This is a genomic window from Nocardia macrotermitis (assembly GCF_009604405.1).
Taxonomy (GTDB): domain Bacteria; phylum Actinomycetota; class Actinomycetes; order Mycobacteriales; family Mycobacteriaceae; genus Nocardia; species Nocardia macrotermitis.
This window is the reverse complement of record NZ_WEGK01000008.1, coordinates 270,073-296,199: the sequence shown is the minus strand read 5'-3', so window position 1 is coordinate 296,199 and position 26,127 is coordinate 270,073. Positions and strand designations below refer to the sequence as shown.

General features: G+C 68.6%; 23 protein-coding genes. 8 read left to right on the top strand and 15 right to left on the bottom strand.

Going from position 1 to position 26,127, the window contains the following annotated elements; genetic code table 11:
• Positions 1-168 precede the first annotated feature (168 nt).
• The 6 genes from NRB20_RS20335 to tkt all read right to left on the bottom strand — a co-directional run bounded on the left by NRB20_RS20335 (position 169) and on the right by tkt (position 7,679).
• Positions 169-876: a hypothetical protein gene (locus NRB20_RS20335; protein ID WP_153411721.1), complete on the bottom strand. Its 708-nt coding sequence runs from the start codon at positions 874-876 to the stop codon at positions 169-171.
• Between the two features lie 197 nt (positions 877-1,073).
• A complete protein-coding gene (gene pgl / locus NRB20_RS20330; RefSeq protein ID WP_153411720.1) occupies positions 1,074-1,808 on the bottom strand; it encodes a 6-phosphogluconolactonase in 735 nt (244 codons plus the stop codon).
• 122 nt (positions 1,809-1,930) lie between these two features.
• The gene (gene opcA, locus NRB20_RS20325; RefSeq protein ID WP_319945186.1) at positions 1,931-2,839 is read right to left on the bottom strand and encodes a glucose-6-phosphate dehydrogenase assembly protein OpcA; all 909 of its coding nucleotides are present in this window, start codon (positions 2,837-2,839) and stop codon (positions 1,931-1,933) included.
• Positions 2,836-4,308: a glucose-6-phosphate dehydrogenase gene (gene zwf, locus NRB20_RS20320; protein ID WP_227833713.1), complete on the bottom strand. Its 1,473-nt coding sequence runs from the start codon at positions 4,306-4,308 to the stop codon at positions 2,836-2,838. Before zwf ends, opcA begins: the two co-directional genes overlap by 4 nt.
• Positions 4,309-4,403: 95 nt before the next feature.
• Positions 4,404-5,531: a transaldolase gene (tal, locus tag NRB20_RS20315; protein WP_153411717.1), complete on the bottom strand. Its 1,128-nt coding sequence runs from the start codon at positions 5,529-5,531 to the stop codon at positions 4,404-4,406.
• A 3-nt stretch (positions 5,532-5,534) separates the two neighbouring features.
• A complete protein-coding gene (tkt, locus tag NRB20_RS20310; RefSeq protein WP_319945163.1) occupies positions 5,535-7,679 on the bottom strand; it encodes a transketolase in 2,145 nt (714 codons plus the stop codon).
• A gap of 358 nt (positions 7,680-8,037) precedes the next feature.
• On the opposite strand from tkt, the gene NRB20_RS20305 reads away from it, so the two are divergent.
• Positions 8,038-9,021, top strand: a complete 984-nt coding sequence (locus NRB20_RS20305) for a heme o synthase (RefSeq protein ID WP_406603859.1) — start codon at positions 8,038-8,040, stop codon at positions 9,019-9,021.
• A 188-nt stretch (positions 9,022-9,209) separates the two neighbouring features.
• Here NRB20_RS20305 and NRB20_RS20300 read toward each other — a convergent pair whose 3' ends face one another.
• Entirely contained in the window at positions 9,210-10,433 is a 1,224-nt protein-coding gene (locus tag NRB20_RS20300; protein ID WP_153411716.1) for a hypothetical protein, read from the bottom strand.
• A 141-nt stretch (positions 10,434-10,574) separates the two neighbouring features.
• On the bottom strand, positions 10,575-12,005 hold the full coding sequence (locus NRB20_RS20295) for an FAD-dependent monooxygenase (protein WP_153411715.1): 1,431 nt from the start codon (positions 12,003-12,005) through the stop codon (positions 10,575-10,577).
• 87 nt (positions 12,006-12,092) lie between these two features.
• Between NRB20_RS20295 and NRB20_RS20290 the strand changes: the two genes are divergently transcribed.
• Entirely contained in the window at positions 12,093-12,701 is a 609-nt protein-coding gene (locus tag NRB20_RS20290) for a TetR/AcrR family transcriptional regulator (RefSeq protein WP_153411805.1), read from the top strand.
• A gap of 55 nt (positions 12,702-12,756) precedes the next feature.
• Here the strand turns inward: NRB20_RS20290 and NRB20_RS20285 are convergent, their stop codons facing one another.
• Positions 12,757-13,722, bottom strand: a complete 966-nt coding sequence (locus NRB20_RS20285) for a quinone oxidoreductase family protein (RefSeq protein ID WP_153411714.1) — start codon at positions 13,720-13,722, stop codon at positions 12,757-12,759.
• A gap of 81 nt (positions 13,723-13,803) precedes the next feature.
• Between NRB20_RS20285 and NRB20_RS20280 the strand changes: the two genes are divergently transcribed.
• From NRB20_RS20280 to NRB20_RS20270, 3 genes are all read left to right on the top strand, one after another.
• Positions 13,804-14,148 (top strand): hypothetical protein, encoded by a 345-nt coding sequence (locus NRB20_RS20280; protein ID WP_153411713.1) that lies wholly within the window; start codon positions 13,804-13,806, stop codon positions 14,146-14,148.
• 93 nt (positions 14,149-14,241) lie between these two features.
• Positions 14,242-15,018, top strand: a complete 777-nt coding sequence (locus NRB20_RS20275) for a transporter substrate-binding domain-containing protein (protein ID WP_153411712.1) — start codon at positions 14,242-14,244, stop codon at positions 15,016-15,018.
• 280 nt (positions 15,019-15,298) lie between these two features.
• On the top strand, positions 15,299-16,177 hold the full coding sequence (locus NRB20_RS20270; protein ID WP_319945161.1) for a class I SAM-dependent methyltransferase: 879 nt from the start codon (positions 15,299-15,301) through the stop codon (positions 16,175-16,177).
• Positions 16,178-16,187: 10 nt separating this feature from the next.
• Here the strand turns inward: NRB20_RS20270 and NRB20_RS20265 are convergent, their stop codons facing one another.
• The 6 genes from NRB20_RS20265 to mptB all read right to left on the bottom strand — a co-directional run bounded on the left by NRB20_RS20265 (position 16,188) and on the right by mptB (position 22,252).
• Positions 16,188-16,403 carry an FmdB family zinc ribbon protein gene (locus tag NRB20_RS20265; protein WP_153411711.1) on the bottom strand — a complete coding sequence of 72 codons (216 nt, stop codon included), beginning with the start codon at positions 16,401-16,403 and terminating at the stop codon, positions 16,188-16,190.
• Between the two features lie 83 nt (positions 16,404-16,486).
• Positions 16,487-17,461, bottom strand: a complete 975-nt coding sequence (locus NRB20_RS20260) for a COX15/CtaA family protein (RefSeq protein WP_319945160.1) — start codon at positions 17,459-17,461, stop codon at positions 16,487-16,489.
• A gap of 186 nt (positions 17,462-17,647) precedes the next feature.
• Positions 17,648-18,484 (bottom strand): hypothetical protein, encoded by an 837-nt coding sequence (locus tag NRB20_RS20255; protein ID WP_153411710.1) that lies wholly within the window; start codon positions 18,482-18,484, stop codon positions 17,648-17,650.
• 300 nt (positions 18,485-18,784) lie between these two features.
• Positions 18,785-19,567, bottom strand: a complete 783-nt coding sequence (locus tag NRB20_RS20250) for an ABC transporter permease (RefSeq protein ID WP_153411709.1) — start codon at positions 19,565-19,567, stop codon at positions 18,785-18,787.
• Positions 19,568-19,637: 70 nt separating this feature from the next.
• On the bottom strand, positions 19,638-20,567 hold the full coding sequence (locus tag NRB20_RS20245) for an ABC transporter ATP-binding protein (RefSeq protein ID WP_319945159.1): 930 nt from the start codon (positions 20,565-20,567) through the stop codon (positions 19,638-19,640).
• Positions 20,564-22,252 carry a polyprenol phosphomannose-dependent alpha 1,6 mannosyltransferase MptB gene (gene mptB, locus NRB20_RS20240; protein ID WP_153411802.1) on the bottom strand — a complete coding sequence of 563 codons (1,689 nt, stop codon included), beginning with the start codon at positions 22,250-22,252 and terminating at the stop codon, positions 20,564-20,566. Before mptB ends, NRB20_RS20245 begins: the two co-directional genes overlap by 4 nt.
• Before the next feature lie 324 nt (positions 22,253-22,576).
• Between mptB and NRB20_RS20235 the strand changes: the two genes are divergently transcribed.
• Genes NRB20_RS20235 through sufD form a run of 3 tightly spaced genes read left to right on the top strand, consistent with a single transcriptional unit; the run spans position 22,577 to position 26,096 of the window.
• Positions 22,577-23,422: a helix-turn-helix transcriptional regulator gene (locus tag NRB20_RS20235; RefSeq protein WP_153411708.1), complete on the top strand. Its 846-nt coding sequence runs from the start codon at positions 22,577-22,579 to the stop codon at positions 23,420-23,422.
• Positions 23,419-24,855: a Fe-S cluster assembly protein SufB gene (sufB, locus tag NRB20_RS20230; protein ID WP_153411707.1), complete on the top strand. Its 1,437-nt coding sequence runs from the start codon at positions 23,419-23,421 to the stop codon at positions 24,853-24,855. Before NRB20_RS20235 ends, sufB begins: the two co-directional genes overlap by 4 nt.
• On the top strand, positions 24,855-26,096 hold the full coding sequence (gene sufD, locus NRB20_RS20225) for a Fe-S cluster assembly protein SufD (RefSeq protein WP_153411706.1): 1,242 nt from the start codon (positions 24,855-24,857) through the stop codon (positions 26,094-26,096). The genes sufB and sufD overlap by 1 nt, the downstream gene beginning before the upstream one ends.
• Positions 26,097-26,127: the final 31 nt, after the last annotated feature.

The window sequence follows — 26,127 nt, the reverse complement described above, 5'->3', positions numbered from 1 at the left end:
GAGTGGGCTGATGATCAGTGCCGTGAGTGAGCGACTGGTGCGGCCTCGGCTCAGCTGATCGCGCTAGGGCCGGTTTCACCATCGGATGGTTGCTGTCGGGGTGAACGGTACCCGCTTGGAGTGGGCTGATGATCAGTGCCGCGAGTGAGCGGCCGGTGTTGCCCCGTCTCAGCTGATCGCTCCGGGGCCGGGTTCACCGCCGAGAACAGCGGCCTTGGCGCGTTGGAACTCGGCCTCGGTGAGGGTGCCGTCCTGGTGCAGGCGGGTCAGTCGGGTGAGTTCGTCGGCCAATCCCGGTGTGGGAGCGGTGAGTTCGAAGGTGAAGCGGTCGGGGGCGTTGCGGTCGTACTCGACCTCGACGCGATCGCCGCGGCGCGGGATGCTCAGGCGTGAGACCAGGAGCTTGCGTTCGACCTCGAACGGTTCGCCGCTCGGTGGAAAGACGCGCAGGCGCAGGCGAACTCGTGGATCGTCATTGATGGTCATGCCCGTTTCGCGGATCTCCACGACCTCGCCGGTGGCGCGGATCAATTCGGGCGGTGCGGGGGCCGGGGCATTGGATTTCAGCGCCGCCGGGCGGGTTATCGCGGCCCGCATCCGCCTGGCGGCGCTCATGAACGCCTGGGTGGTGTCGCGGTCGATCTCGTCGCGGTCGATCTCGCCGTGAGTGCGCGCCCGCACGCGCGGCAGCACGGCGTCACCCTCGTAGCAGAGGCGTTCGAGATCGGTCCGATCGACCGTGGCCGGGAGCGTGCCATCGGAGGCTTCCCGCAGTGCGATGAGATCTGCGGTGATCTGGCGGCCGATGGCATTCGCGGCCGCCCGACGACCGAATGGGATTTGTGCTCCGCACCCGCAGAAGCAATCACGCGCCATGCAGACAGCGTGGCATGCGCCGAGCGAACCGTGCAACGGGTGGGCGGAGCGAATGGTGTCGCGCTCAGGTGGGCAGAGTGAACGGCGTCGCGCTCAGGTGGGCAGAGTGAACGGTGTCGCGCTCGGGCGGGCAGAGCGAAAGGCGTCGCGCTCGGGCGGGCTGTGACCTCGCCCGGCCGAGCGCGAGCACGTGCGGTCTAGCGGGGGAGATCCGCCGCGGCCGGTTCGTCGAGCAGCCAGGTGGTCGTCTCGGAGCCGATGGCGCCGGCCGACGGGATGTCGACCGCTGCGGCACCGGACAGTGCCGCGGCGACCGCCTCGGCCTTGGCCGCCCCGCCGACGACCAGCACCACGTGCCGGGTCCGCCGGATCGCGGGCAGGGTGAGGGTGATCCGCACCGGCGGCGGCTTGGGCGAATCCGTCACCGCCACAACGAGTTCGTGCTCCTCGCGCACCGCGTCGGTGTGCGGGAACAGCGAATTGATGTGCCCCTCACCGCCCATCCCGAGCAGGTGCAGATCGAACGCGCCGTATTCGGCCAGATGCGCGTGCACGGCGGTGGAGTACTCGGCCGCCGCCTCCACCGGATCCGGATATTCGCCGTCCGAGGCCGCCATCGCATGCACTCGCGAGGGGTCCAGCGGCACATGGTCGAGCAGCGCGTGGCGGGCCTGGAGATCGTTGCGCTCGGCGTCACCGGCCGGGACGAACCGGTCATCACCCCAGAACACCTCGAGGCGCGACCAGTCGATCCCGCCCGGTGCCTTGCGCACCACCTCGAGCAGCCCGATCCCGGTGCCGCCACCGGTCAGCACGACCGAGGCGATACCGCGTTCGGCCTGCGCCGCGGTCACCACGGCCACGAAACGCGCCGCGGCGGCCGCCACCAGATCCTCGGTGCTGGAATGGACTTCGACGATCGGTTCGGACATCGATCACCTCTCGGGGCTCATCCCCACTCTCGCGGGGAGCGCTATCGGGTTGTCCACGCCCCGGGCCGTCGGCCGCATCTGCCGTGAAACAGTATGTGCCGCAACGACTCCGGGCGCGGAAACTACTCGTAGATGACCTTCTCGATACCCGCGAGCGCCTCGGCGTAGATCTCGTCGGAATCCAGCCGCCGCAACTCCTCGGCCAGGCAGTCGTTGGTCTCCCGCCGAGCCAGCGCGAACCGTTGACCGGGCTCACCGGCGCGGGTCAGCGTCGCGGTGCGACCGGTCTGCGGACGTGTGATCGCGATCGGACCACTCGCCCGATGCAACTCCACCCGCAGGTCACCGGTCTGCCGCCGCACCGGGCAACCCAGCCGGGCGGCCAGCCAACCGGCCAGAATGTCCAGCGCCGGTTCCTCGGACAGACCCGACACCGTCACCGATTCGACGGGTTCGAACGGCGGCTCGTCCAGCGCGGAGGCCAGCAGCGCCCGCCAGAACGTTACCCGGCTCCAGGCCAGATCGGAATCGCCGTCGGCGTACGACGCCAGGCGGCCCTTGATCGCGGCCTGCGGATCGGCGGCGAAGGTGGAGTCGGTGATGCGGCGAATCGCCAAGCGCCCCACCGAATCCTGCGACGGCACCTGCGGGGCCCCACGCGGCCACCACGCCACCACCGGCGTATCGGCCAGCAGGAACGGGATCACCATGCTCGATTCGTGATTGACCAGCTCGCCCTGCAACCGCAGCACTATCACCTCGGCCGCGCCCGCGTCCCCGCCGACGCGGATCTGCGCGTCCAGCTTGGTCTCGGCGAACCGGTCGCCGCGCGCGAGCACGATGACGCGGCAGGGGTGTTCGCGGCTGGCGTCGTTGGCCGCGGCGATGGCATCCTCGGCCTCGGAGCTGTCCAGCGTGCACACCACCAGCGTCAGGACGCGGCCCACGGTGACCACGCCACTGGTCTCACGCAACTTGACCAGGCGTTTGTTGATCGCCTGGGTGTCGGTGTCCGGCATGTCGACGATCACGGACGCCGCCATTCCCGCCCGCTGCGCGCGAGCATCTCGTCGGCCGAGGACGGGCCCCAGGTGCCGGACTCGTACGGTTCGGGTTTGCCCTCCGCGGCCCAGTGCTCGAGCACGGGATCGAGGATGCGCCAGGACAATTCGACCTCCTCGTTGACCGGGAACAGCGATGGGACGCCGAGCAGCATGTCCAGGATCAGCCGCTCGTAGGCTTCGGGCGAGGATTCGGTGAACGCCTCGCCGTAGCTGAAGTCCATGTTGACGTCGCGGACCTCCATGCTCGACCCGGGCACCTTGGACCCGAATCGCAGGGTGATGCCCTCGTCCGGCTGCACCCGCACCACCAGCGCGTTCTGCCCGAGTTCCTCGGTCATGGTCTGGTCGAATGGCAGATGCGGCGCGCGCTTGAACACCACCGCGATCTCGGTCACCCTGCGGCCCAAGCGTTTTCCGGTGCGCAGATAGAACGGCACACCCGCCCAGCGCCGGGTCTCCACGTTGAGGGTGATCGCCGCGTAGGTCTCGGTCCTGGACTGCGGGTCGAAACCCTCCTCGTCCAGCAGCCCGACGACGTGCTCGCTGCCCTGCCAGCCCTCGGCGTACTGACCGCGGGCGGTGGTCTCGTCCAGCGGCTCGACCAGCTTCGCGGCCTGCAACACCTTGATCTTCTCGATCTGGAGTTGACGCGGGTGGAAGCTGATCGGATCCTCCATCGCCGTCAGCGCCATGAGCTGGAGCAGATGGTTCTGGATGACGTCGCGCGCGGCGCCGATCCCGTCGTAATAGCCTGCGCGCCCGCCTAATCCGATGTCCTCGGCCATCGTGATCTGCACGTGGTCGACGTAACCGGAGTTCCAGATCGGCTCGAACATCTCGTTGGCGAAGCGCAGTGCCAACATGTTCTGCACCGTCTCCTTGCCGAGATAGTGGTCGATCCGGAAGACGGTCTCCTCGGGGAACACCTCGTTCACCAGGGCATTGAGTTCCTTGGCGCTCTCGAGATCGTGCCCGAACGGCTTCTCGATGACCACCCGCCGCCACGGCTTGGGCCTACCCGGGCCCGGATCGGCCGGTTTGGCCAGGCCGGTGCGCGAGAGCTGCTTGAGCACCTGCGGGAAGGCGTTGGGCGGAATCGACAGGTAGAAGGCGTGATTGCCGCCCGTGCCGCGCTCCTGGTCGAGCTGGGCGAGGGTCGTCGCGAGCTGTGAGAAGGCCGCGTCGTCCTCGAAGGTGCCCTGCACGAAGCGGACGCCCTCGGCCAGCTGATCCCACACCTCCTGCCGAAAAGGCGTGCGCGAGTGGGCTTTCACCGCGTCCAGGACGACCTCGGCGAAATCCTCGTCCTTGTAGTCGCGGCGGGCGAAGCCGACCAGCGCGAAACCCGGGGGCAGCAGCCCCCGGTTCGCGAGATCGTAGATGGCCGGCATGAGTTTCTTGCGTGAGAGGTCACCGGTGACACCGAAGATCACCATGCTGCACGGACCCGCGATCCGGGGCAGCCGCTTGTCGCGCTCGTCGCGCAGCGGATTCCCCGGAACGGCCGTCGTCTCCTGCCCGGCCACCGGCGCTACCGGTTTCCGTCGAGTTCGGCGGTGGTGGCGGTGAGCAACTCTTCCCAGGACTTCTCGAACTTGTCCACGCCCTCGCGCTCGAGCACGTCGAACACGTCGGCCAGATCGATGCCGGCGGCGGTGAGCTGGTCGAAGATCTCCTGCGCCTGCGCGCCCTTGCCCGAGACCGCGTCACCGTCGAGGGCGCCGTGGTCGGCGAACGCCTGAAGTGTCTTCTCCGGCAACGTGTTCACCGTGCTGGGGCCGACGAGTTCGGTGATGTACATGGTGTCGGGGTAGTCCGGGTTCTTCACGCCGGTCGAGGCCCACAGCGGACGCTGCACGTTCGCCCCGCCCGACGCGGCCAGATGCGCGAAGGTCGAGGTGTGCTTGCCGCCGTCGAAGACGTCCTGGTACGCCGCATATGCCAAGCGCGCGTTGGCGATTCCGGCCTTGCCGCGCAACGCCAGCGCCTCGGGGGTGCCGATGGTCTCCAGCCGCTTGTCGATCTCGGAGTCCACGCGGGAGACGAAGAACGAAGCGACGGAATGGATCTTGGCCAGATCGTGCCCGGCGATCTTCGCGTTGCGCAGACCGTCCAGGTACGCGCCCATCACGCTGATGTAGCGCTGCACCGAGAAGATCAGCGTCACGTTGACGCTGATGCCCTCGCCGATCACCTTGGTGATCGCGGGCAGGCCCGGCTCGGTCGCCGGGATCTTGATCAGCAGGTTCGGCCGGTCGACGATCTTCCACAGCTCGATCGCCTGCGCGACGGTCTGGTCGGTGTCGAAGGCCAGGCGCGGGTCGACCTCGATGGAGACGCGGCCGTCGACGCCGCCGGAGGCCTCGAAGGTCGGGGCGAACACGTCACAGGCGGCGCGGACGTCGTCGGTGGTGATGGTGCGGATCGCCGAATCGACGTCCGCGCCCCGCGCCGCGAGCTCCTTGACCTGCTCGTCGTAGGCGTCGCCCTTGCTCAGCGCGCCCTGGAAGATGGTCGGATTGGTGGTCACGCCGACGACGCTGCGGGTGGCGATGAGGTCGGCGAGGTTCCCGGACCGGATGCGGTCGCGGGACAGATCGTCGAGCCACACCGACACACCCGCCGCGGACAGCGCGGCGAGGTTCTCGTTCTGGGCCATTGCTTATCCCTTCACCTTGTCGAGCGAACGCTGAGCGGCCTCGACCACGGCGTCGGCGGTGATGCCGAACTCGCGGAACAGGGTCTTGTAGTCGGCCGAGGCACCGAAGTGCTCGATCGAGACGTTCTCACCGGCGTCACCCGAGAACCGGTGCCACGGCATCGCGATTCCGGCCTCGACGGTGACGCGAGCCTTGACCTGCGGCGGCAGCACCTCGTCGCGGTAGGTCTCGTCCTGCGCGTCGAACCACTCAACACACGGCATGGACACCACGCGGGTGCCGATACCCTGCGCCTCCAGCCTAGTCCGCGCCTCGACCGCGAGCTGAACTTCCGAACCGGTCGCGATCAGGATGGCCTGCGGTGTGTCAGTGGAGGATTCGGCCAGCACGTAACCGCCGCGCCGGACGCCGTCGTAGCTGGCGCCCTCGAGCACCGGAACATCCTGGCGGGTCAGCGCCAGCGCGGACGGGCCGTCGATGTGCGCGCCGTCGGCGGGGGTGAAGTGCGAATGCCGTTCGGCGCTGTCCAGTTCCAGGATGGTGCGCCAGGCGTGCGCGGTCTCGTTGGCGTCGCCGGGGCGGATGACGTTCAGGCCCGGGATGGCGCGCAGCGCGGCGAGGTGCTCGATCGGCTGGTGGGTCGGGCCGTCCTCGCCGAGGCCGATGGAGTCGTGCGTCCAGACGTAGATCGCCGGAACGCGCATCAGCGCGGCCAGGCGCACCGAGGGCCGCATGTAATCGGAGAACACCAGGAAGGTGCCGCCGTACGGGCGGGTCGGGCCGTGCAGGGCGATGCCGTTGAGGATCGCGCCCATCGCGTGCTCGCGCACACCGAAGTGCAGGGTGCGGCCGTACGGGTCGGCCTTCCACATCCCGGTCGAGATGGACTGCGGGCCGAAGCTGGGCACCTCGGGCATCGTGGTGTTGTTGGATTCGGCCAGGTCGGCCGAGCCGCCCCAGAGTTCGGGCAGCACCGGCGCGAGCGCGGCCAGCGACTTGCCCGACGCCTTGCGGGTGGAGGTGCCCTTCGGGTCGGCGTCCCAGGACGGCAGGCTCTCGGCCCAGCCCTCGGGCAGCTGCCGGGCCTGGAGGCGATCGAACAGCGTCTTGTTCTCCGGGTTGGCCTGCGCCCACGCGTCGAAGGCGTCCTGCCAGGTGGCGCGGGCGGCCTTGGCGCGGTCCGCGGCGTTGTTGCGGGTGTGGCCGATGACGGCGTCGTCCACGTCGAACGACTTCTCGGGATCGAAGCCCAGCGCGCGCTTGGTGCCCGCGACCTCTTCCGCGCCCAGCGCCGCGCCGTGCGCGGAACCGGTGTTCATCTTGGTGGGGGCCGGGTAGCCGATGATGGTGCGCAGCAGGATGAACGAGGGCTGATCGGTGACGGCCTTGGCGGCCTCGATCGCGGCCTCGATGCCCGCGACGTTCTCGCCGCCCTCGACGACCTGGACGTGCCAGCCGTAGGCGCGGTACCGCGCGGCGGTGTCCTCGGACAGCGCGATGGTGGTGTCGTCCTCGATGGAGATCTTGTTGTCGTCGTAGATCACGACCAGGTTGCCGAGCTGCTGGGTGCCCGCGAGCGAGGAGGCCTCGGAGGTGACGCCCTCCTCGATGTCACCGTCGGAGGCGATGACGTAGATGAAATGGTCGAAGGGGCTGGCCCCGGTCGCGGCCGACGGATCGAACAGGCCGCGCTCGCGACGGGCCGCCATCGCCATGCCGACCGCGGAGGCCAGACCCTGACCCAGCGGGCCGGTGGTGATCTCCACGCCCGCGGTGTGCCGGTACTCGGGGTGGCCGGGGGTCAGCGAACCCCACTTGCGCAGGTTCTCCAGATCGTGCAGCTCGAGGCCGAATCCGGCCAGATACAGCTGGATGTACTGGGTGAGGCTGGAATGCCCGCAGGACAGCACGAATCGGTCGCGGCCGACCCATTCGGGATCGCTCGGGTCCAGGCGCATGACGCGCTGGTACAGCGAGTACGCCAGCGGCGCGAGGCTCATCGCGGTGCCGGGGTGGCCATTTCCGGCCTGCTGCACAGCGTCCGCGGCGAGCACGCGGACCGTGTCGACGGCCTTGGTGTCCAGTTCGGTCCAGTCGTCCGGATGGTTCGGCTGGGTGAGGGAGCGGATGTCGTCTGTGACTGACACGACCGGAGTTCTCCTGACCTTCTCGTCAACTTCAGCGGCGGGTTCGGGCTGTTGTGCACACCACCCTAGAGGCCGCGTGTGCGAGCGCGGAAGGAACCCTGCTGATCGGGATTCGTGTCCGAATCGACGGCGGCGGAAGGCGGATCGCCGCGCTGACGCCGATGTCTCGCGGGCGCGTCGTGTTTGCGGCGGCGCATGATTCGCGGCGGGCGGTGCCGGAGCGTATCCCGGCTGGGTCTACCATCGTCTGTAGTAGTCGGCCGCGCCGCCGACGGTGTGCCCTGGTCCAGGGTAGTACCGGCGAGCCTGGCGCGCTGAGTTCCGTGACCGGATCGAGCACCACCTGCGAGGAGAAACAGTGCGGATTGGGCAACAGCCGGGTGATGCGCACGGTTCCTCCGGGACGGTGCTGGCTGATCGCGTCACCGGTACCGGGCCGTTGTCGGCGTTCACCCGCCGCGTGCTGGCGTACATCGCGCTGACCAAACCGCGCGTCATCGAACTGCTGCTGGTCGCGACGATCCCGACGATGCTGCTGGCGCATCGTGGCCACGTAGACATCGGGCTGATCCTGGCCACGCTGTTCGGCGGCTGGATGGGCGCGGCGAGCGCGAACACCCTGAACTGCGTCGCCGACGCCGATATCGACAAGGTGATGAAGCGGACCTCCAAGCGGCCGCTGGCGCGCGAGGCGGTGCCGACGCGCAACGCGTTCGTCTTCGGACTCGCGCTGGGCATCGGTTCGTTCGCGTGGCTGTGGTGGCAGGCGAATCTGCTGTCCGGCCTGCTGGTCGTCGCGACGATCCTGTTCTACGTCTTCGTCTACACCCTCGGGCTCAAGCGGCGCACCTCGCAGAACGTGGTGTGGGGCGGCGCCGCGGGATGTATGCCGGTGCTGGTGGGCTGGTCGGCGGAGACCGGCACCATCGGCTGGCCCGCGCTGGTGCTGTTCCTGGTGATCTTCTTCTGGACGCCGCCGCACACCTGGGCGCTGGCCATGCGCTACAAGGAGGACTACCGCGCGGCCGGGGTGCCGATGCTGCCGGTGGTGGCGACCGAGAAGGCCGTCACGAAGCAGATCGTCGTCTACACGTGGCTGACCGTATTGGCAACGCTGGCACTGATTCCCGCGACGGGCGTCATCTACGCGGCGGTCGCGCTGGTGGCCGGGGCCTGGTTCCTGCTGATGGCGCATCAGCTGTATTCCGGTGTGCGCCGGGGGGAGTCGGTGAAGCCGCTGCGGTTGTTCCTCCAGTCGAACAACTATCTCGCGGTCGTATTCTGCGGTCTGGCAGTGGATTCCGTGCTCGGGTGGCACAGCATCGGGCATACGCTGTTCTGAGGTCCGCGACCGGATCGCGTTGCGGCCGGATTCTCGTGTGGCCCTGCGGTATCCGGGGCCGCGCGACTGTCCGGTGATCACGTCGAACGTATCGGCTGCGAAGCCGCCTCCGGCCCCCGAAACCAGGTTTCGGGGGCCGGATCTTGTCTGTCAGGGGGTCGAGAACCCGTCGGAGCGAGGCGGGATTCTCACCTACCCGGGCACGGTTGCAGCGGATAGCACACGGGGCCGATCGTCTCGGACGGGATCGTCGGATCAGGCGTCGTGGTCCCGCTGGGCGTGGTGAACACATCTGATTCCGACGTGGTGGAAACCCCGGGCCCGGTACTGGGATGTTCGGTGTTGCCGCCGCCGGTGCAGGTCGCCGCGACCGCCAGCACGATCACCAGGAACGCCAGCAGCACCAGCGGAACGACGCTGCGGCCACGTCGGCGCGGTTCCTCGGGAGCCGGACGCGGGTCGAACGGCACCGAGTACGGACCCGACTGGCTCGGGTACTGCGGTGCGGCGGAGAAGGATTCGCCCGGCTGTTGCGGCGGGGGCTGCTGCGGGAAACCCGGCGGCGGCGCGAATTGGCCGGCGGGCTGTTGCGCGGGTCCGGGCTGCTGTGGCGGCGGCGGTTGCTGCGGCCGGGGCTTGGGCTGCGGTCGCGGCGCGCTGCCGGTGAGCGGCGCGGCCGGGATCGGTACGGCCGGACCGGCCGGTGCCGGGGCGACCGGCGCGGGCTGCGGTGGGGCGTCGACCGGAGCGGGATCGCGGGGGCGGCCGCGATCGGCGCGGGGTGCCGGGAAGCCCTCCGCGATCAGATCGGAATAGGTTGCGGCGGCGGCGAATCCGAGTGCGCCCAGCGCCTGGCCGACCTGCGCGGCATCCCAGCTGTCGGCGGGGATCGGATTGTTGCCGGACTCGTCACCGGCGATCCGGTTGAAGTAGGCGCGCAGCGAGGACGGGCCGTCGCCGACGACCACGTCGATCCCGCTGGGCAGCGGCCCCTTCTCCAACGCGATCCGCGTACCGAGCTGGGGGATCACCAGCACGATGCCGGTCACCGCCACCGATTCGCGGCCCGGCGCCGAACGCAACTCGTGCTCCAGCGCGCGGGTGCGGGCGTTGACCTCCTCCATCGGCTCGGTCCCGGTCTGCACACCCTCGAGCGGGGCGATCTCGCCCTCGATCGTCCACGGTTCGGCCGCCGCACAGACCAGGGTGCCGTTCACCCGCTCGGTGAAGCCCTTCAACACCACGACCACGCACGTCTTGGGCGTCCACACGATGACGTCCGCGCCCTCGGACTTGACGACCGCGATGCCGGGTAACGCGTGCGCGCCGGTCCACGACTTGAGCCAGTTCACCACCGTGCGTTCGGTGCTGGACAGCCGCGACGGGTCGTCACCACGAACCTTCACCAACATCTGATCAACCCCTGCCCGATGCCTCGTTGCCGACCGAGCGAGCAGCTGCCCGGCCACCGTAAAGGGTACGGGGATCCGGGCGAATCGGCTTGCGCGGCAGCACAGATGATGCATTATCGGCACTGCCGCGCCGCAGCCGGGTCACCTGTCGTCGCGGCGGGCGAGGTATCCGTCGGGGCGGATCAGCACCCGGGTTCCGGGAACCGCGGCGTAGTCGGTGAAGGCGTGTCCGCCGATCGCGACGAGTTGTCCGTCGTGGGGGGTGATATCGGGTCCGACCAGCGAATACGTGTGGGTGGCGGTAGTTGCGGAGGTGGTTTCGCCGCCGAAGTTCAGCAGGGTCGCGTGGGGTCCGCGGAACAGCTCGAACAGCCGCACGGTGCTGCCGTCGGCGCGGCGCAGCGGTGCGTCGGGTGCGCGGTCGCCCGCGACCAGTTGACCGGTGGCATCCGTTGCGCGGTAGGTGATGTCGAGCTGCTGGGTGTCCTCGCCGCGGTCCATCGCGTCCTGGTCGCCGGAGACGTATTTGTCCAACAGCGCCGTGCTCAGGCCCAGGACTCGCGCGGCGACCCCGCGACGCTCGGATTCGTAGGTGTCCAGCGGTGCGGGGTCGCCGTCGAGTGCGGCGGCCAGCTTCCAGCCCAGGTTGTAACCGTCCTGCACGCCGGTGTTCAGGCCCTGGCCGCCGGTCGGGGGATGGGCGTGCGCGGCGTCGCCGGCCAGGAACACCCGGCCGACCCGGAAACGCTGTGCCAGACGGATATTCGGCCGCCACACCGTCGACCACTCCGGTTCGCCGACGCTCAGGTCGGTGCGTCCGGAGAATCGGTCCAACGTCTCCTGGAGTACCGCGCGCGTGGGTTCGGCGTCCTGCGTCAGGGGCGCGGCGAACTGGAACAGTTCGCGACCGGCCAACGGCGTCAACGAGATTCCGGTCATCGGCGCACCGGCGGCGGCGAACCAGTAACCGTAGTCGAGATCCAGGGCATCGACCGGGACGTCGCCGAGCAGCATCCGGATCGACTCGTCGGTGCTGCCCTCGAAGGCGATGCCGAGCGTCCTGCGCACGGTGCTGCGGCCGCCGTCCGCGCCGATCAGATAGTCCGCGCGCACCGTCTCCGCGCCACCGGGGGTGGTCAGGGTCGCGGTGACGCCGTCCGCATCCTGGGTGAAAGTGGCCAGGGCAGTGGACAATTCGACCCGGATACCGAATTCGGCGAGGCGGGCGCGCAGGATCGCCTCGGTATCGGACTGGCCGAGCATCCACGGATTCGGATACGGCACCGCCGGGGTCGGCTTGCGCAGTTCGCTCATGCGGCGCTCGGTGACCTGACTGCCGTCCAGGAACACCCGGGTCAGCGGGACCGGGATGCCCGCGGCGTGGATCGCGCCCAGCACGCCGAGATCCTCGAACACCTCGAGCGTGCGCGGCTGGAGGCCGTCGCCGCGTGATCCGGCGAAGAATTCCGCGGCCTGCTCGATGATCCGCACTCCCACGCCCCGACGGGCCAGATCGATGGCGAGGGTGAGTCCGGTCGGGCCGGCTCCGGCGACGAGTACCTGCGGGGTCATGGTGTATCTCCAAATCTGAATCAATATTCAGTGAATGTGGATTCAGTATTGAGGTTGGTAGTGTCCGCTGTCAAGGAGGTGGTCGCGATGGCCGCGAAGAGCGGGCGCAAGGAGCGTTCGGCGGAAACCGAGCAGGCGCTCAAGGACGCGGCCCGGCGATTGTTCGCCGAGCGCGGCTACCTGAACACCAAGATCACCGACATCACCACGGCGGCCGGACGCGCGGCGGGCTCCTTCTACAACCACTTCGCGAGCAAGGAGGAGTTGCTCCAGGCGCTACTGGAAGACTTTGCCGCCGAAGGGGATTCGGCGGCCGAGGCGCGGGAGCACAATCCGGACTTCACCGATCCGGACGCGGTGCGCTTCCATGTCGCGGCGTACTGGGGGTTCACCCGCCGGAACTGGCCGGTCCTGCACGCGGTGGATCAGGCCGCCCTGGTCGACGCGGATTTCGCCCGGGTGGCAACACGTTTCGCCGCGGACCACATCAATGAGGTCGCCGATCATCTGGACGGCTTCGAGGCCGCCGACCTGCGGCTGCCCAGCACCCCCGAGGCCAGCCTGGCGATGATGTTCCTGGCGGTCCATGGATTGCTCGAGGCAGTCGAGGACGGCGTACTGGAACTGAGCGACGACGAGGCCGTCGAGGGGCTCACGCGGTTCGTCTACCGGGGTTTGACCGGGCGGGACTACTGATACGCGCGACGAGGGTGACGCTCGTGGCTGTCACCCTCGTCGCAAGGGGTGATCGTCAGGGAATCAGGACGATCGAGCCGGTGGTGTTGCGGCTCTCCAGATCCCGGTGTGCATGTTCGGCTTCGGCGAGGGGGTAGGTCGCGCCGACCCGGATGTGCAGCGTGCCCGCGGCGATGGCGTTCATGATATCGCCTGCGCGCCACAGCAATTCGGCGCGGTCGCGGGTGTAGTGGGCGAGGGTGGGGCGGGTGATGAACAGGGAGCCGGCGCTGTTGAGGCGTTGCAGGTCGAACGGCGGGACCTGGCCGCTGGCGCCGCCGAACAGGGCCAGCATGCCGCGGACGCGCAGCGAGGCGAGGCTGGCTTCGAAGGTGTCCTTGCCGACGCCGTCGTACACCGCGGCCACGCCGACGCCGTCGGTCAGCGCGCGCACCTGATCGGCGAGGCTGTCGCCGTAACGCAGCACCTCGGCGGCGCCGGCCTCGCGGGAGAGCGCCTCCTTCTCGTCGGTGGAGACGGTGGTGATGACGCGCACGCCGCGCGAGACGGCCAGCTGCGTCAGGATCAGGCCCACCCCGCCGGAACCCGCGTGCACCAGCACGGTTTCCCCGGGTTCGGGCCGGTAGACCGACTCGAGCAGATAGTGCGCGGTCATGCCCTGCAACAGCGCCGACGCGGCGACCGGCGGCTCCACACCCTCCGGCACCGGGACCGCCACCGCGGCCTCGACGGCGACCCGCTCCGCGTAACTGCCCGGCCCGGCCGCCCACGCGATCCGGTCACCGACGCGGATATCGGTCACCCCGGAGCCGACGGCGGTCACCACGCCGGACCCCTCCGCGCCCGGAATATACGGCGGCACAGTCTGATACACGCCGCTGCGGATGTACGTATCGATGAAGTTGATGCCGATCGCCTCGGTGTCGACGAGCACCTGGCCGGGGCCGATCACCGGATCGGACACCTCCGTGTAGTGCAGGACCTCGGGACCGCCCAGCTCGGAAACCTGAATCGCATGCATGTCACGGTTCTACACCCGTGCGGGTGTGATCATTCCCGGCAGTGTGTCGGAACGGACCTACCGGGCGGTAAACTCGCCGTCATGAGTGCATCCGCGGCCCCAACCAAGCCGTCCTCCGCCGTGATCGATTCGGTGCGGGATTTCGTCGCCGCCCACGGTGGTTCCGCGACCGCGGTGTTGCAGCCGATCGGCCGGATCGGTGTGCGCATCACCCTGGTCGGCGCGGACGGCGTGCTCGGCGATCGCGTCGCCGACGATCTGGCCACCGCGAAGGCCGTGGTCGAGGCCGTCTCCGGGCTGAGCGAGACCGAACACTGGGACCGCGAGCTGACCTCGGTGGCCACCCCGGCCACCGGGCATTGGGCCAAGATGGCCGGGTGGGTCGCGCATCAGACCCGGTTCCCCAAGGCGCGAAACGAGCGCTGAACCCGGTTCGCATCCGGTAACGTCCAGCAGCGCCCGGCGGGATCGCCGGGCGCTGCTCGTGTGCGGGTGGCCTCTAGGGTGAGGGCGGCAGCCATGCGATTCCGGCGTTCGATGATCGCGGCGGCGGTCGGTGTGCTGGCCCTGATCCCGGTGACCGTTCCGGCCGCGGCCCAGCAGCCCGGCGCGCTGCGGGTCTGCACGACCGGCGACTATCCGCCCTATTCGGTGCGCGACGAGCACGGTGGCTATCGCGGCATCGACATCGACCTGATTCGCGGATTGGGCGAGATCCTGCGCGTACCAGTGGAATTCGTCCCGACGACGTGGTCCACCATGGCTGCGGACTTCGGCCCGGAGAACTGCGATATCGCCGCGGGCGGCATCTCCGATACGGCCTCGCGCCGGGCCTACGCGGACTTCTCCATCGATTACGGCACCGACGGCAAGGCTCCCATCGTCCGGGCCGCGGACGCGGGTCGATTCGCCACGATCGAGCAGATCAACCGTCCCGGCGTGCGCGTCATCGTGAATCCGGGCGGCACCAACGAGATGTTCGCGCGCAAGCATTTTCCCGCCGCCCACCTGATCCTGTGGCCGGACAACATGACCATGGTCGATCAACTCGATCAGGGCCGCGCCGACGTCTTCGTCACCGATTCGGTCGAAGGCCGCTACCGCGTCCGCCAACACCCCGGCCTGCGCGTCCTGCACCCGGACCACCCCTTCGACTCCTCGGCCAAGATCTTCCTGCTCCGCCGCAACGCGCCCCTCCTCGCCGCCGAGGTGAACACCTGGCTGACAACCCAACTCGCGACCGGCGGCGTCAACCGCGCCTTCGACACCTGGATCGGTCCCCACGCCACCGCGTGAGCCCTGCGGTCGATTCCGGTCGGCTCGAATGCTGGAGACGCCGACTGCGCATCGTCTGAGACAGAGCCGAATCGGGGCACGGACCCGCATCACAGGGACTGCTGGGGACGGGTGTCCGCTACGGGAAGTGTCGAGTGCAGGTGTGAATGAGCTTGTGCAGATGGAACATTGGTGTGGATCTCAGGGCTCGGTATGGGCGTGGCTCGGGCAGGTGCGACGATATTCGATGGGCGAATCGCTGAGGTAGGCAATTCCCGCTCGAGCATGCGGAGGTGTGGTCGTGATCGATGAGCAGGCGAGCAGGACTGCGGTGTTGGTGTGCCAGGGGCGGGCCGTCGGGGATGGGCGGCTCGCGGTGGGGCGGTTCGCCGATCCTGTTGCGGTGCAATTGCTTCGGGACGACGAGCGGGCGGAAGTGGCGTCGGCGCGGGCGGGGGAGGTGCCGTCGGGGTGGCGGGCGCGGATGCGGTACGAAATGCTGAATGCGACTGCGGCGGTGTTGGTTACGCGGACGGTCGCGATCGACGACGCCGTGCGGGAGGCGGGGAATCCGCAGCTCGTGGTGCTCGGTGCGGGGTTGGACGCGCGGGCCTGGCGGATGGCCGAACTGGCCGGGACCGTGGTGTTCGAGGTGGATCATCCTGCGTCGCAGGGGGATAAGCGGGCGCGGGCCGAGGGGCTCGCGGCGGTGGCGAAGTCGGTGGGTTTCGTCCCGGTGGACTTCGGGCGGGACGCGCTCGGGCCCGCGCTGGCCGCGGCCGGACACGATCCGGCGGTGGCCACGACCTGGATCTGGGAGGGCGTGCTGCCCTACCTGACGAACGCGCAGGTCGAGTCGACCCTCGCCGTCGTCGCCGAGCGGTCGGCGGTCGGCAGCCGTCTGGTGGCGACCTACCCGGTGCACAATCGGGTGGCGGTGCTGGGCCGGCGGGCGTTGCGCGTGTTCAGCAGGTTGACCGGCGGTAAGGATCCGCTCGAGCACGAACGGCACATCTCGGCGTGGACTCCGGAGCAGATGGGTGCGCTGCTGTCCGGATACGGACTGACGATCACCGCAGACCGGGATCTGCACGATATCGTGCGGGAACTCGGGATCTCGGCGCGCGAGTCCCGCTTCTACGGATTGGGCCGGATCGCGGTCGCCGACCACACCGAGTGACCGCGAGCGCCTACCCGCACCCGCACCCACCGCCGCAGCAACCACCCGAGGGGGCCGAGACCGGCGCGGGGCTGTTCGCGGAGCCGGTGAGCGCGATGGTGGTCAGGAGTTTGACCGTGTCGGCATGACCGTCGGGACAGGTCGCGGGCGCGCTCGATTCGCTCATCGGACGCTGGAGTTCGAAGGTCCCGGTGCATTCGCGGCAGCGGTACGCATAGGTCGGCATCCTCGAATTATCGCCGATCGCCGGGGCCGGGCGCATCCGGCACCCCACTCGAGGGCGTCGATTGTGCTGCGGCACAGCGGATATCAGGCGGCCTGCGTGGCCGGTGCGGGTGCGTCGGCGGTGATCCGCTCGCGGGTGCGCATGGCGGCCCACAGCGCGGCGGTGGCGGCGGTGCACGCGGCCGCCCCGCCGACGTGCACGGCTACCAGCGCGGCGGGCACGTGGGTGAAGTACTGCACGATGCCGACCAGCCCCTGCGCGCAGACCAGCACGATCAGGACGAGGTAGCGGTTGCGCAGCGCGCGCGTCATCCCGACCGTGGCCAGGGCGAAGCCCAGACCGATCAGCAGCGCGAGGTAGGCGACCAGCATCTCGGCGTGCGCGTGCACCAGCGTCACGATCTCGATCTTCAGGCGCACAACGGGTTTGGTGACGCTCTGATCTCCCGCGTGCGGCCCCGCGCCCGTGACCAGGGTGCCTGCGATGAGGGTGGCGGTCAGGGCCAGCGCGCTGAGCCCGGTCAGCCAGCGCAGCGGTGCGGGCACGCGCGGCGCGGCCACGGCGTCGTCGGGCTCGCCGATCTTCGCGAACAGCAGCACCGCCAGCCACACCATCAGCATCGAGACCAGCAGATGGATCGATACCGTCCACCACAGCAGTCCGGTCCGCACCGTGATCCCGCCGATGACGGCCTGCAACACCGTGCCGCCGGGCATCATCCAGGCGTAGGCGACCACCTCGCGCCGTCGCCGCGCACGCAACACCGCCAGCACCACCAGCGCCGCGAACAACGTCACCCCGAAGGTGAACATGCGGTTGGTGAATTCGACCGTCTGATGCCAGACCGGCACCGCGGCGTGCGGCAGCGGGGTGAAACTCCCGGGGAAGCACTGCGGCCAGGTCGGGCAGCCCAGCCCGGAGGCGGTGACCCGCACGACCGCGCCGGTCACCGAGATCCCGGCCTGCGACAGGATCACCAGGAACGCGATGATCCGCTGCACGCGCAGCGATGGGAGCGGCAGCAGATCGACGAGTCGCATGAAGGCGCGTGACAGCACGCACCGATGGTAGCCCTGACCCCGTCCCACCCCGCATCCGGGCTACTACAGCCCGTCGTTGTCCTCGGTAGCCCTGACCCCGTCCCACCCCGCATCCGGGCTACTACAGCCCGTCGTTGTCCTCGACGCCTACATCGGAGGCACGAACCGCACCGGGTGGCGAGGGGCAGTCACCGGCACTGTGGATCAACGTGATTCGCGCACCGACTCCGGCAGGTCTTCGAGGGTGACCAGGTATTTGACCGGATGGAACCAGCGGCGATCGGTTCGGCTGGTCAGCACGTCGACAACATCCGACATGTCGGGGTGCCCGTCGTTGCCGCAGTTGAAGTACCTGAGCTCCGAGCCGACATCTCCGAATCCCGGATTCATCAGATGCGCGGTCAACGTGAATCCCAGTGCTTCGGCGTAGGCGGGAATCCGCACCTCGTCGTTGACGAACTCGATATCCTCCTCGTCACCGTAGGCGTCGAGGAAAGCCTTGGGCAGGCGCATCCCGGGTGCGATGCATACATATTTCTGCCGGGCGGTACCGAAACGCCGGTGCATGCGCTCCTCGAATCGATGGAAATTCGTACGTTCGCGCCCCGAGGTCCAGTGGCAGTAGTCGTAGATGTCGGGCGTCAATTCCCGCAGGGCTCCCACATGGACGGCACTCTCCGCTGCGGGAGCGAAGGCCGAGCGCATGGACGCGGCCACGAGGAGGTCGTATTCGTGGTAGTAGAGGTGGTCGAATTCGAGATACTTTCCGACCGCCCGATGCCACGCCTTCAGCACGAGATCGCCGTGGCGCCAGAGCCATTGGCGATCTCGGCGTTCGTCGTCGAAACACCAGAACCCGTCGGCGAGACCGGCGGTCGCGGCGTGCGCGGCATCCGCGTGCGCCCTGTCGCCACTGAACAGCACATAGCGGCGCAGGTCGGGATCGAAGTGTCGAATCAGTCGCAGTCGTTCGCGCGCGACCTCCGGATCCGTGTGAAAGCGGAACAGTAGGATCGGCTGTCGCGGCGCGTCCACCCGCATACGTGGTTCTCCGGTTCGTCGGGTGCGTATCGTTTCGCGCCAATTCTTGTGGTGTGGCCGCGGATCCGCAACTCGGGTTGTTTCCGGAAATGCGGGGACTTTGCTTGCGGGACTGAGCTATTCGGCCCTTGCCGCCGGATGACATTTGCCATCGCCGTAACCGCCGTCGCAGCTCGTGCTGCTCGAAGACACCGGGCAGGGCGGCGCATTCGACCATCTCGGAGTCGAGGTCGAAACCCGTGGATCGCGTTCTGCCGCTGTGGATCGCCGTGGCCATGGACCAGTGGCGGAAGAGGCCGCTCAGTCGAAGCGGAAGCAGCGGGTGGCGAGCCAGCCGGTCACGATGCCCCACACGACCAGGACGACCAGGCCGTACCAGTCGACGCCCGTGCGCAATGCCTGGTCCAGCGCTTGGGCGAGGGCTCCGGAGGGCAGCAGGCGCGCGATGATGCTCAGCGGGCGGGGGATGTCACCGGCGGCGAAGACGACGCTGGCGACCGCGAGCATCACGAACCAGAGGATATTGGCGAGGGCCAGCACGATTTCGGCCTTGAGGGTGCCGCCGAGCAGCAGGCCCATCGCGGCGAAGGTCGCGGTGCCCAGCGCGATGACGACCGCGCCGAACAGCAGCCCGGCCGCCCCGGGCCGCCAACCCAGTGCGAAACCGATCAATCCCAGCAGAATCGATTGCAGCACAACGACTATCAGCACGGCCGCGCACTTACCGCCGACGATGCCCCAGCGTGGCAGGGCGGTCGCCCCGAGTCGTTTGAGCGCCCCGTAGCGGCGATCGAAGCCGACCGCGATGGCCTGTCCGGTGAAGGCGGTCGACATGATCGCCGCCATCATCACTGCGGGCACGATGCGGTCCACCCGATGTTCGCCCAGGGTGCTCAGCGGCAGCAGGGTCAGTCCGATGAGCATGGCGATCGGGATGAACATGGTCAGCAGGAGCTGTTCTCCGTTGCGCAGCAACAGGATCAGCTCCATCCGCGTCTGCGCGGCCAGCATCGCGGCGCGGGCGGCCGGGCGTGGGGCGGGGGAGAAGGTGCCGGGCGCGAAACGGGCGGAGGTGTCGGTCATCGCGAGTGCCTTCCGCTCGGACGCTGGGTTGGTATGGGGGACAATGGAATCCGGCCGGAATCGGGCGCGCTCAACTGCGTAGCTCCCGGCCGGTCAGCTCCAGGAACACGTCCTCGAGACGACGCTGATCGATGCGAATATCGGTGGGCAGCACGTCGATTCGCGCACACCAGGCGGTCACGGTGGCCAGCACCTGCGGGGTGATGTCGCCACACAGCAGATACGAACCGGGCGAGGTCTCCTTCGGCGAGAACCCTTCCGGCAGTGCGGTGGTCAGCAGTCCCAGATCAAGTTTCGGCGGCGCGTTGAAGTGCAGCTGCCCCTCGGCCCCGGCGGAAGTGACCTCGGTGGGCGTGCCCTCGGCGACGACGCGCCCGTGATCGATGATGACCAGCCGGTCGGCGAGTTGTTCGGCCTCGTCCATCATGTGCGTGGTGAGCAGGACGCCGACGCCGTCGCGGCGCAGCGCGTCGATCAGCTCCCATACGAGATGTCTTGCCTGCGCGTCCATTCCGGCGGTGGGCTCGTCCAGGAACACCATCTCCGGCCGCCCGACCAGTGCGCAGGCGAGCGCGAGCCGCTGCTGCTGACCGCCGGACAGCCGCCGGTACGGTGTGCGGCGCGCATCGCGCAGTCCGAGCGTGTCCAGCAGCCATTCCGGATCGAGCGGATCGGCCGAGTACGCGGCCACCAGATCCAGCATCTCCCCGGCCTTGGACCCGGGATACGCACCGCCGCCCTGCAACATGACGCCGATCCGGGGACGCAGCGCATCGGTGTCGGCGATCGGATCCAAGCCCAGCACCCGCACCGATCCGGCGTCGGGCGCGGAGAATCCCTCACACATCTCGACCGTCGTGGTCTTACCGGCGCCGTTGGGACCCAGCAGCGCGACGACCTCCGCGCGCGCCACCTCGAAACTCAGGCCGTCCACGGCGGTGGTCTCGCCGAAGCGTTTCAGGACACCGTCGACGCTGACGGCCGGATCCGATGCGTTCACGAGGTCACACCGTATGCCGCGGGCGGTTGTGACGAGGCAGACACCCCCGTGCGCTCGCGCCACGGCAGCAGGTTGCGGGTGAGCAGGATGAATCCGACACCGATGATCACGGTCGCGCTGGCCGCCTCGATGATCTGGAAGACGCCGAAATCCGCGCCGCGCGGCATGAGGATGATCCCGACCACCGCCGACAGCACGATCGCCGGACCGCGGAAGGCCCGGGTGGTGGCCCAGGCGGCCAGCGGCACGATCGCCCACAGCAGATACCACGGCTGCACCACCGGGAACAGCAGCACGATCGCCGCAAGCGAAACACCCAGTGCGCCAACGGGATGCAAACGTCCGGTCCAGGTCGCCACCAGCATGCGCAGGCTCAGGAACGCGGCGACGGACCCGGCGATCGGCCGCGTGATGCTCAGTACCGCGGTCGTGTGATCGCCCAAGCCCAGCAGCACGCCGCCGAATCCGGTGATGACGCCGACCGCCGTGGGCAGCGACATCCAGCTGCGCACCGCCCCGGCGGTGTTGAGCGTGTAGATCCAGCCGAAGCCCAGACCGCTGGCGAAGCTGACGAACAGCGTCGTCGCCACCGCGATGATGCCCAGTACCGCAGCGGATTTCAGCAGCGGACCCAACCCCCGGCCCCAGCGCCGCGCCAGCGCCATCCCGACGAAGCCGAGCACCAGGATCGAGGTGAATTTGATCGATGACGACAGGGTGATGACCACCGCGCCGAATATCAGCAGCGCCCATTCCCTGCGCCCGAACGGATGCGTCGGCTCGGTACTCGGCGTTTCGCTACCGTGGATCGCGCGCAGGCAGAACTCCAGCCCCGCCAGCATCAACCCGAGCATCAGCGCGTCGTTGTGCACGCCGCCGACCAGGTGGAACAGCACCAGCGGATTGGCCGCCCCCAGCCACAGCGCGCTCACCGGCGCGACCCCGCACCGCCGCGACAGTCGCGGCAACGCCCACACGATCAGCGCGACCCCGCCGAGTTCGAGCAGTCTGTGCACCCACACGCCCGCGATGATGTTGTCGCCGGTCAGCTGCGCGATGCCGCGGCCCATCCACAGGAACAGCGGCCCGTACGGCGCGGGGGTGTCGCGCCAGATGTTGGGCACGTTGTTGGTCAGCACATTGGCCAGCCCCAGCCCCTCGGCCGGACCGACGACGTACGGGTCCATGCCGCGCTCGGCGATCTGACTCTGTGCCAGATAGGAGTACACGTCGTTGGAGAACATCGGCGGCGCGATGGACAGCGGCACGATCCACAGCAGCAGCGTGCGATCCAGCTGCGACCGGCTCAGCCGATGCCGCACCGTGCCGCCGAACCCGCCGACCGCGTAGCGGCCCAGCAGCAGCCAGGCCAGCACCACCGCGACCGTGCCGATCATGCACATGGCCAGTGTCGGGGTGGCGGCGCGGGCGAACAGCCCCACCACCCGCATCCCCGACACCGGATTCTGATGGACCGGCTGTGCGCCGACCCCGAGCGCGCTGATCGCCATCAGCACCGCGCCGGTCGCCCCGAGCAGTCGAATTCGCCTGAACTGCACCGTTTCCCGGGCATCGAGGCCCGGCGCCTCGGACTCGTTGGTGTGCAGTACGGCGATGGTGTGATCGGCGGGCGGCACGTCCAGGCCCAACGCCCGGCGACTCACTTCGATGGACCTGCGCCGCATGTCTTCCAGTACCGCCACGGGGTAGAGCGTAGCGGGGGACGGTCGTGCGTCGACGGGATGCTTCGTCGCCGAGCGTGAGAGCTCACCGCGGCCGCGCCGCCAGTCGGGGTTCGGATGTGACATCCGAGAACGCGGGATGCGGGGGAGCCTCGTCGATCGGTCTGTGCGGTGCTGCGATATCCGTGGCGGCGAGTGGTGGACGTTTCCGAATAAATCGGGTGAGCGGATGGGTGTGAGGAACCTGTCAGAGCCTCGATGAGGCATCTGAACTGGCGCTTTGCGGTCGTCCCGGTGCGAGGAAGGTGAACCTTACTAGAATGCGGGATGGAATTCCGTCACACTGATGTTGTGAAAACCGTGGGTTTGCGGAGTGCGGAAGCTGCTGCCGGGCGTCGGGACGGCGCTCGGAGTGCTGCCGTGTCCGCCACGCCGACGGGTGAGGGGCATACCCGCGAAGCCATCGTGCAGCTGCTGCTCGAGCAGGGACCGGTGACCGCCACGGCCATCGGTGAACGGCTGGGGCTGAGCCCGGCCGGTGTGCGGCGGCATCTGGACGCGCTGATCGATTCCGGTGAAGCGCGCGCGACGCGATCCGCGCCCTGGCAGCAGAAGGGTCGCGGGCGACCGGCCAAGCAGTATCAACTGACCGCGGCCGGGCGTGGACGGCTCGGGCACGCGTACGACGATCTCGCCGGTGCGGCCATGCGGCAGCTGCGCGAGATCGGCGGGCAGGCCGCGATCACCGAATTCGCGCGCAAACGGGTGTCCACGATCGTGGCAGGCATCGATCGTCTCGCCCAGCACACCCCCGAGACGACCTCGGCCAAGGCGCGCGAGATCGCCGAGGCGTTCAGCGATGCCGGATTCGCCGCCTCGACGCGCAAAGTCGGTGCGGGAGTTCAGATCTGCCAGCATCACTGCCCGGTGTCGCATGTCGCCGAGGAATTCCCGGAACTGTGCGCCGCCGAGTTGGAGGCGTTCCGCGAACTGCTCGGCACCCACGTGCAACGCCTCGCCACCATCGCCAACGGCGACTGCGCCTGCACCACCCACGTGCCGCTGGTCGTCCCGGCGACCACCGAAGACCCAACCCCCGATGAGATCGAATCCGACGCCGCCGCGCAGCCCGCGACGGCATCTCGCAACAACTCCGGAAGGAGTGCCGAATGACGACGACGACCGATCAGTCGCAGCCGCTGACCCAGGAGGAGACCATTGCCTCCCTGGGCACCTACGGCTACGGCTGGGCAGACAAGGACGTCGCAGGTGCCAGCGCCCGGCGAGGCCTGTCCGAGGAGGTCGTGCGCGACATCTCGGCGAAGAAGAACGAGCCCGAGTGGATGCTCGAGGCGCGCCTGAAGGCGTTGCGCATCTTCGACCGCAAGCCCATGCCGAACTGGGGTTCGAACCTCGAGGGCATCGACTTCGACAACATCAAGTACTTCGTGCGCTCGACCGAGAAGCAGGCCGAGAGCTGGGAAGACCTGCCCGAGGACATCAAGAACACCTACGACAAGCTGGGCATCCCGGAGGCGGAGAAGCAGCGCCTGGTCGCCGGTGTCGCCGCGCAGTACGAGTCCGAGGTCGTCTACCACCAGATCCGCGAGGACCTGGAGGCGCAGGGCGTCATCTTCCTGGACACCGACACCGGTCTCAAGGAACACCCGGAAATCTTCCAGAAGTACTTCGGCTCGGTCATCCCCGCCGGTGACAACAAGTTCTCCGCGCTGAACACCGCCGTGTGGTCGGGTGGCTCGTTCATCTACGTGCCGCCGGGCGTGCACGTGGACATCCCGCTGCAGGCCTACTTCCGGATCAACACCGAGAACATGGGCCAGTTCGAGCGCACCCTGATCATCGTCGACGAGGACGCCTACGTGCACTACGTCGAGGGTTGTACCGCGCCGATCTACAAGTCCGATTCGCTGCACTCCGCAGTGGTCGAGATCATCGTGAAGAAGGGCGGCCGCTGCCGCTACACCACCATCCAGAACTGGTCGAACAACGTCTACAACCTGGTCACCAAGCGGGCCAAGGCCGAGGCGGGCGCGACCATGGAGTGGGTCGACGGCAACATCGGTTCCAAGGTCACCATGAAGTACCCGGCGGTCTGGATGACCGGCGAGTACGCCCGGGGCGAGGTGCTCTCGGTGGCGTTCGCCGGTGCGGGCCAGCACCAGGACACCGGCGCGAAGATGCTGCACCTGGCGCCGCACACCTCCTCGAACATCGTGTCCAAGTCCGTCGCGCGCGGCGGCGGCCGGTCCTCCTACCGCGGCCTGGTCCAGGTCAACAAGGGCGCGCACGGTTCGCACTCGTCGGTGAAATGCGATGCGCTGCTGGTGGATACGATCAGCCGCTCGGACACCTACCCGTACGTCGACATCCGCGAGGACGACGTCACGATGGGGCACGAGGCCACCGTCTCGAAGGTGTCGGACGACCAGCTGTTCTACCTGATGAGCCGCGGTATGACCGAGGACGAGGCGATGGCGATGGTGGTGCGCGGCTTCGTCGAGCCCATCGCCAAGGAACTGCCCATGGAATACGCGCTCGAGCTGAACCGCCTGATCGAGCTGCAGATGGAAGGAGCCGTCGGCTGATGCCGGTCGAGAACATCGCTGAGGCCGCCGAGGCTCGGGTGCCCGCGCTGAACAAAGGTGAGGTGTTCGCCTCGTTCGACGTGAACGCGTTCGAGGTGCCCTCGGGTCACGACGAAGCCTGGCGTTTCACCCCGATCCGCCGCCTGCGCGGGCTGCACGACGGTAGCGCCGTGCGTGACGGCGCGGCCGCGATCGAGGTTGCGGCGGTTCGCTTTTCGTCGGACGCGGACTCGGAGACCTCGGAACGGATCGCGCTCGACCCGGGCGCTGTCGCCGGAGTCTCCGCGGAGACCGTCGATCGCGCGGACCCGCGTCTGGGTGCGGCCGGTGTCCCCACCGATCGTGTTGCGGCGCAGGCATATTCGGGCTTCGAACAGGCAACGATCGTTTCGGTCGCCAAAGAGACCGAGGTGGCCGAGCCGATCGTGGTCACGGTGACCGGTCCCGGCGCGGACAAGACCGCCTACGGGCACGTGCAGGTCCGCCTGGACACCTTCGCCAGCGCGACCGTCGTCATCGACTATCGCGGCAGCGGAACCTACGCGGAGAACGTGGAATTCGTCCTCGGCGACAGCGCGAAGCTGACCGTCGTGGCCGTGCAGGACTGGGCCGACGACGCGGTACACGTCACCGCGCAGCACGCCAAGCTGGGCCGCGACGCGGTCCTGCGGCACACCAACGTCACCCTCGGCGGCGACCTGGTGCGCCTGACCGAGACAGTGCGTTACGACGGCCCCGGCGGCGACGCCGAACTGCTCGGCCTCTACTTCGCCGACGACGGCCAGCACTTCGAACAGCGGCTGCTGGTGGATCACGCTGTGCCGCACTGCAAGTCGAACGTGCTGTACAAGGGCGCGCTGCAGGGCGACCCGTCCTCGCACAAGCCCGACGCCCACACCGTCTGGGTGGGTGACGTGCTGATCCGCGCCGCGGCCGAGGGCACCGACACCTACGAGGCCAACCGCAACCTGGTCCTCACCGACGGTGCGCGCGCCGACTCGGTGCCGAACCTGGAGATCGAGACCGGCGAGATCGTCGGGGCCGGACACGCCAGTGCCACCGGACGTTTCGACGACGAGCAGCTGTTCTACCTGCGTGCTCGCGGTATTCCGGAGGAGGCCGCCCGACGTCTGGTGGTGCGCGGATTCTTCCACGAGATCATCCAGAAGATCACCGTCCCGCAGATCCGGGAGCGGCTCGAGGCGGCCGTGGAGGCCGAACTCGCCGCAATCGGTGTCTGACCCGAACTACACACCCCCGCAAAGGAATTCG

Coding starts and splice junctions, on each gene's coding strand:
- NRB20_RS20335 (WP_153411721.1), bottom strand. CDS start 876: ATGGCGCGTGATTGCTTCTGCGGGTGCGGAGCACAAATCCCATTCGGT.
- pgl (WP_153411720.1), bottom strand. CDS start 1,808: ATGTCCGAACCGATCGTCGAAGTCCATTCCAGCACCGAGGATCTGGTG.
- zwf (WP_227833713.1), bottom strand. CDS start 4,308: ATGGTGATCTTCGGTGTCACCGGTGACCTCTCACGCAAGAAACTCATG.
- tal (WP_153411717.1), bottom strand. CDS start 5,531: ATGGCCCAGAACGAGAACCTCGCCGCGCTGTCCGCGGCGGGTGTGTCG.
- NRB20_RS20300 (WP_153411716.1), bottom strand. CDS start 10,433: ATGTTGGTGAAGGTTCGTGGTGACGACCCGTCGCGGCTGTCCAGCACC.
- NRB20_RS20295 (WP_153411715.1), bottom strand. CDS start 12,005: ATGACCCCGCAGGTACTCGTCGCCGGAGCCGGCCCGACCGGACTCACC.
- NRB20_RS20290 (WP_153411805.1), top strand. CDS start 12,093: ATGGCCGCGAAGAGCGGGCGCAAGGAGCGTTCGGCGGAAACCGAGCAG.
- NRB20_RS20285 (WP_153411714.1), bottom strand. CDS start 13,722: ATGCATGCGATTCAGGTTTCCGAGCTGGGCGGTCCCGAGGTCCTGCAC.
- NRB20_RS20280 (WP_153411713.1), top strand. CDS start 13,804: ATGAGTGCATCCGCGGCCCCAACCAAGCCGTCCTCCGCCGTGATCGAT.
- NRB20_RS20275 (WP_153411712.1), top strand. CDS start 14,242: ATGCGATTCCGGCGTTCGATGATCGCGGCGGCGGTCGGTGTGCTGGCC.
- NRB20_RS20265 (WP_153411711.1), bottom strand. CDS start 16,403: ATGCCGACCTATGCGTACCGCTGCCGCGAATGCACCGGGACCTTCGAA.
- NRB20_RS20255 (WP_153411710.1), bottom strand. CDS start 18,484: ATGCGGGTGGACGCGCCGCGACAGCCGATCCTACTGTTCCGCTTTCAC.
- NRB20_RS20250 (WP_153411709.1), bottom strand. CDS start 19,567: ATGACCGACACCTCCGCCCGTTTCGCGCCCGGCACCTTCTCCCCCGCC.
- mptB (WP_153411802.1), bottom strand. CDS start 22,252: ATGCGGCGCAGGTCCATCGAAGTGAGTCGCCGGGCGTTGGGCCTGGAC.
- NRB20_RS20235 (WP_153411708.1), top strand. CDS start 22,577: ATGGAATTCCGTCACACTGATGTTGTGAAAACCGTGGGTTTGCGGAGT.
- sufB (WP_153411707.1), top strand. CDS start 23,419: ATGACGACGACGACCGATCAGTCGCAGCCGCTGACCCAGGAGGAGACC.
- sufD (WP_153411706.1), top strand. CDS start 24,855: ATGCCGGTCGAGAACATCGCTGAGGCCGCCGAGGCTCGGGTGCCCGCG.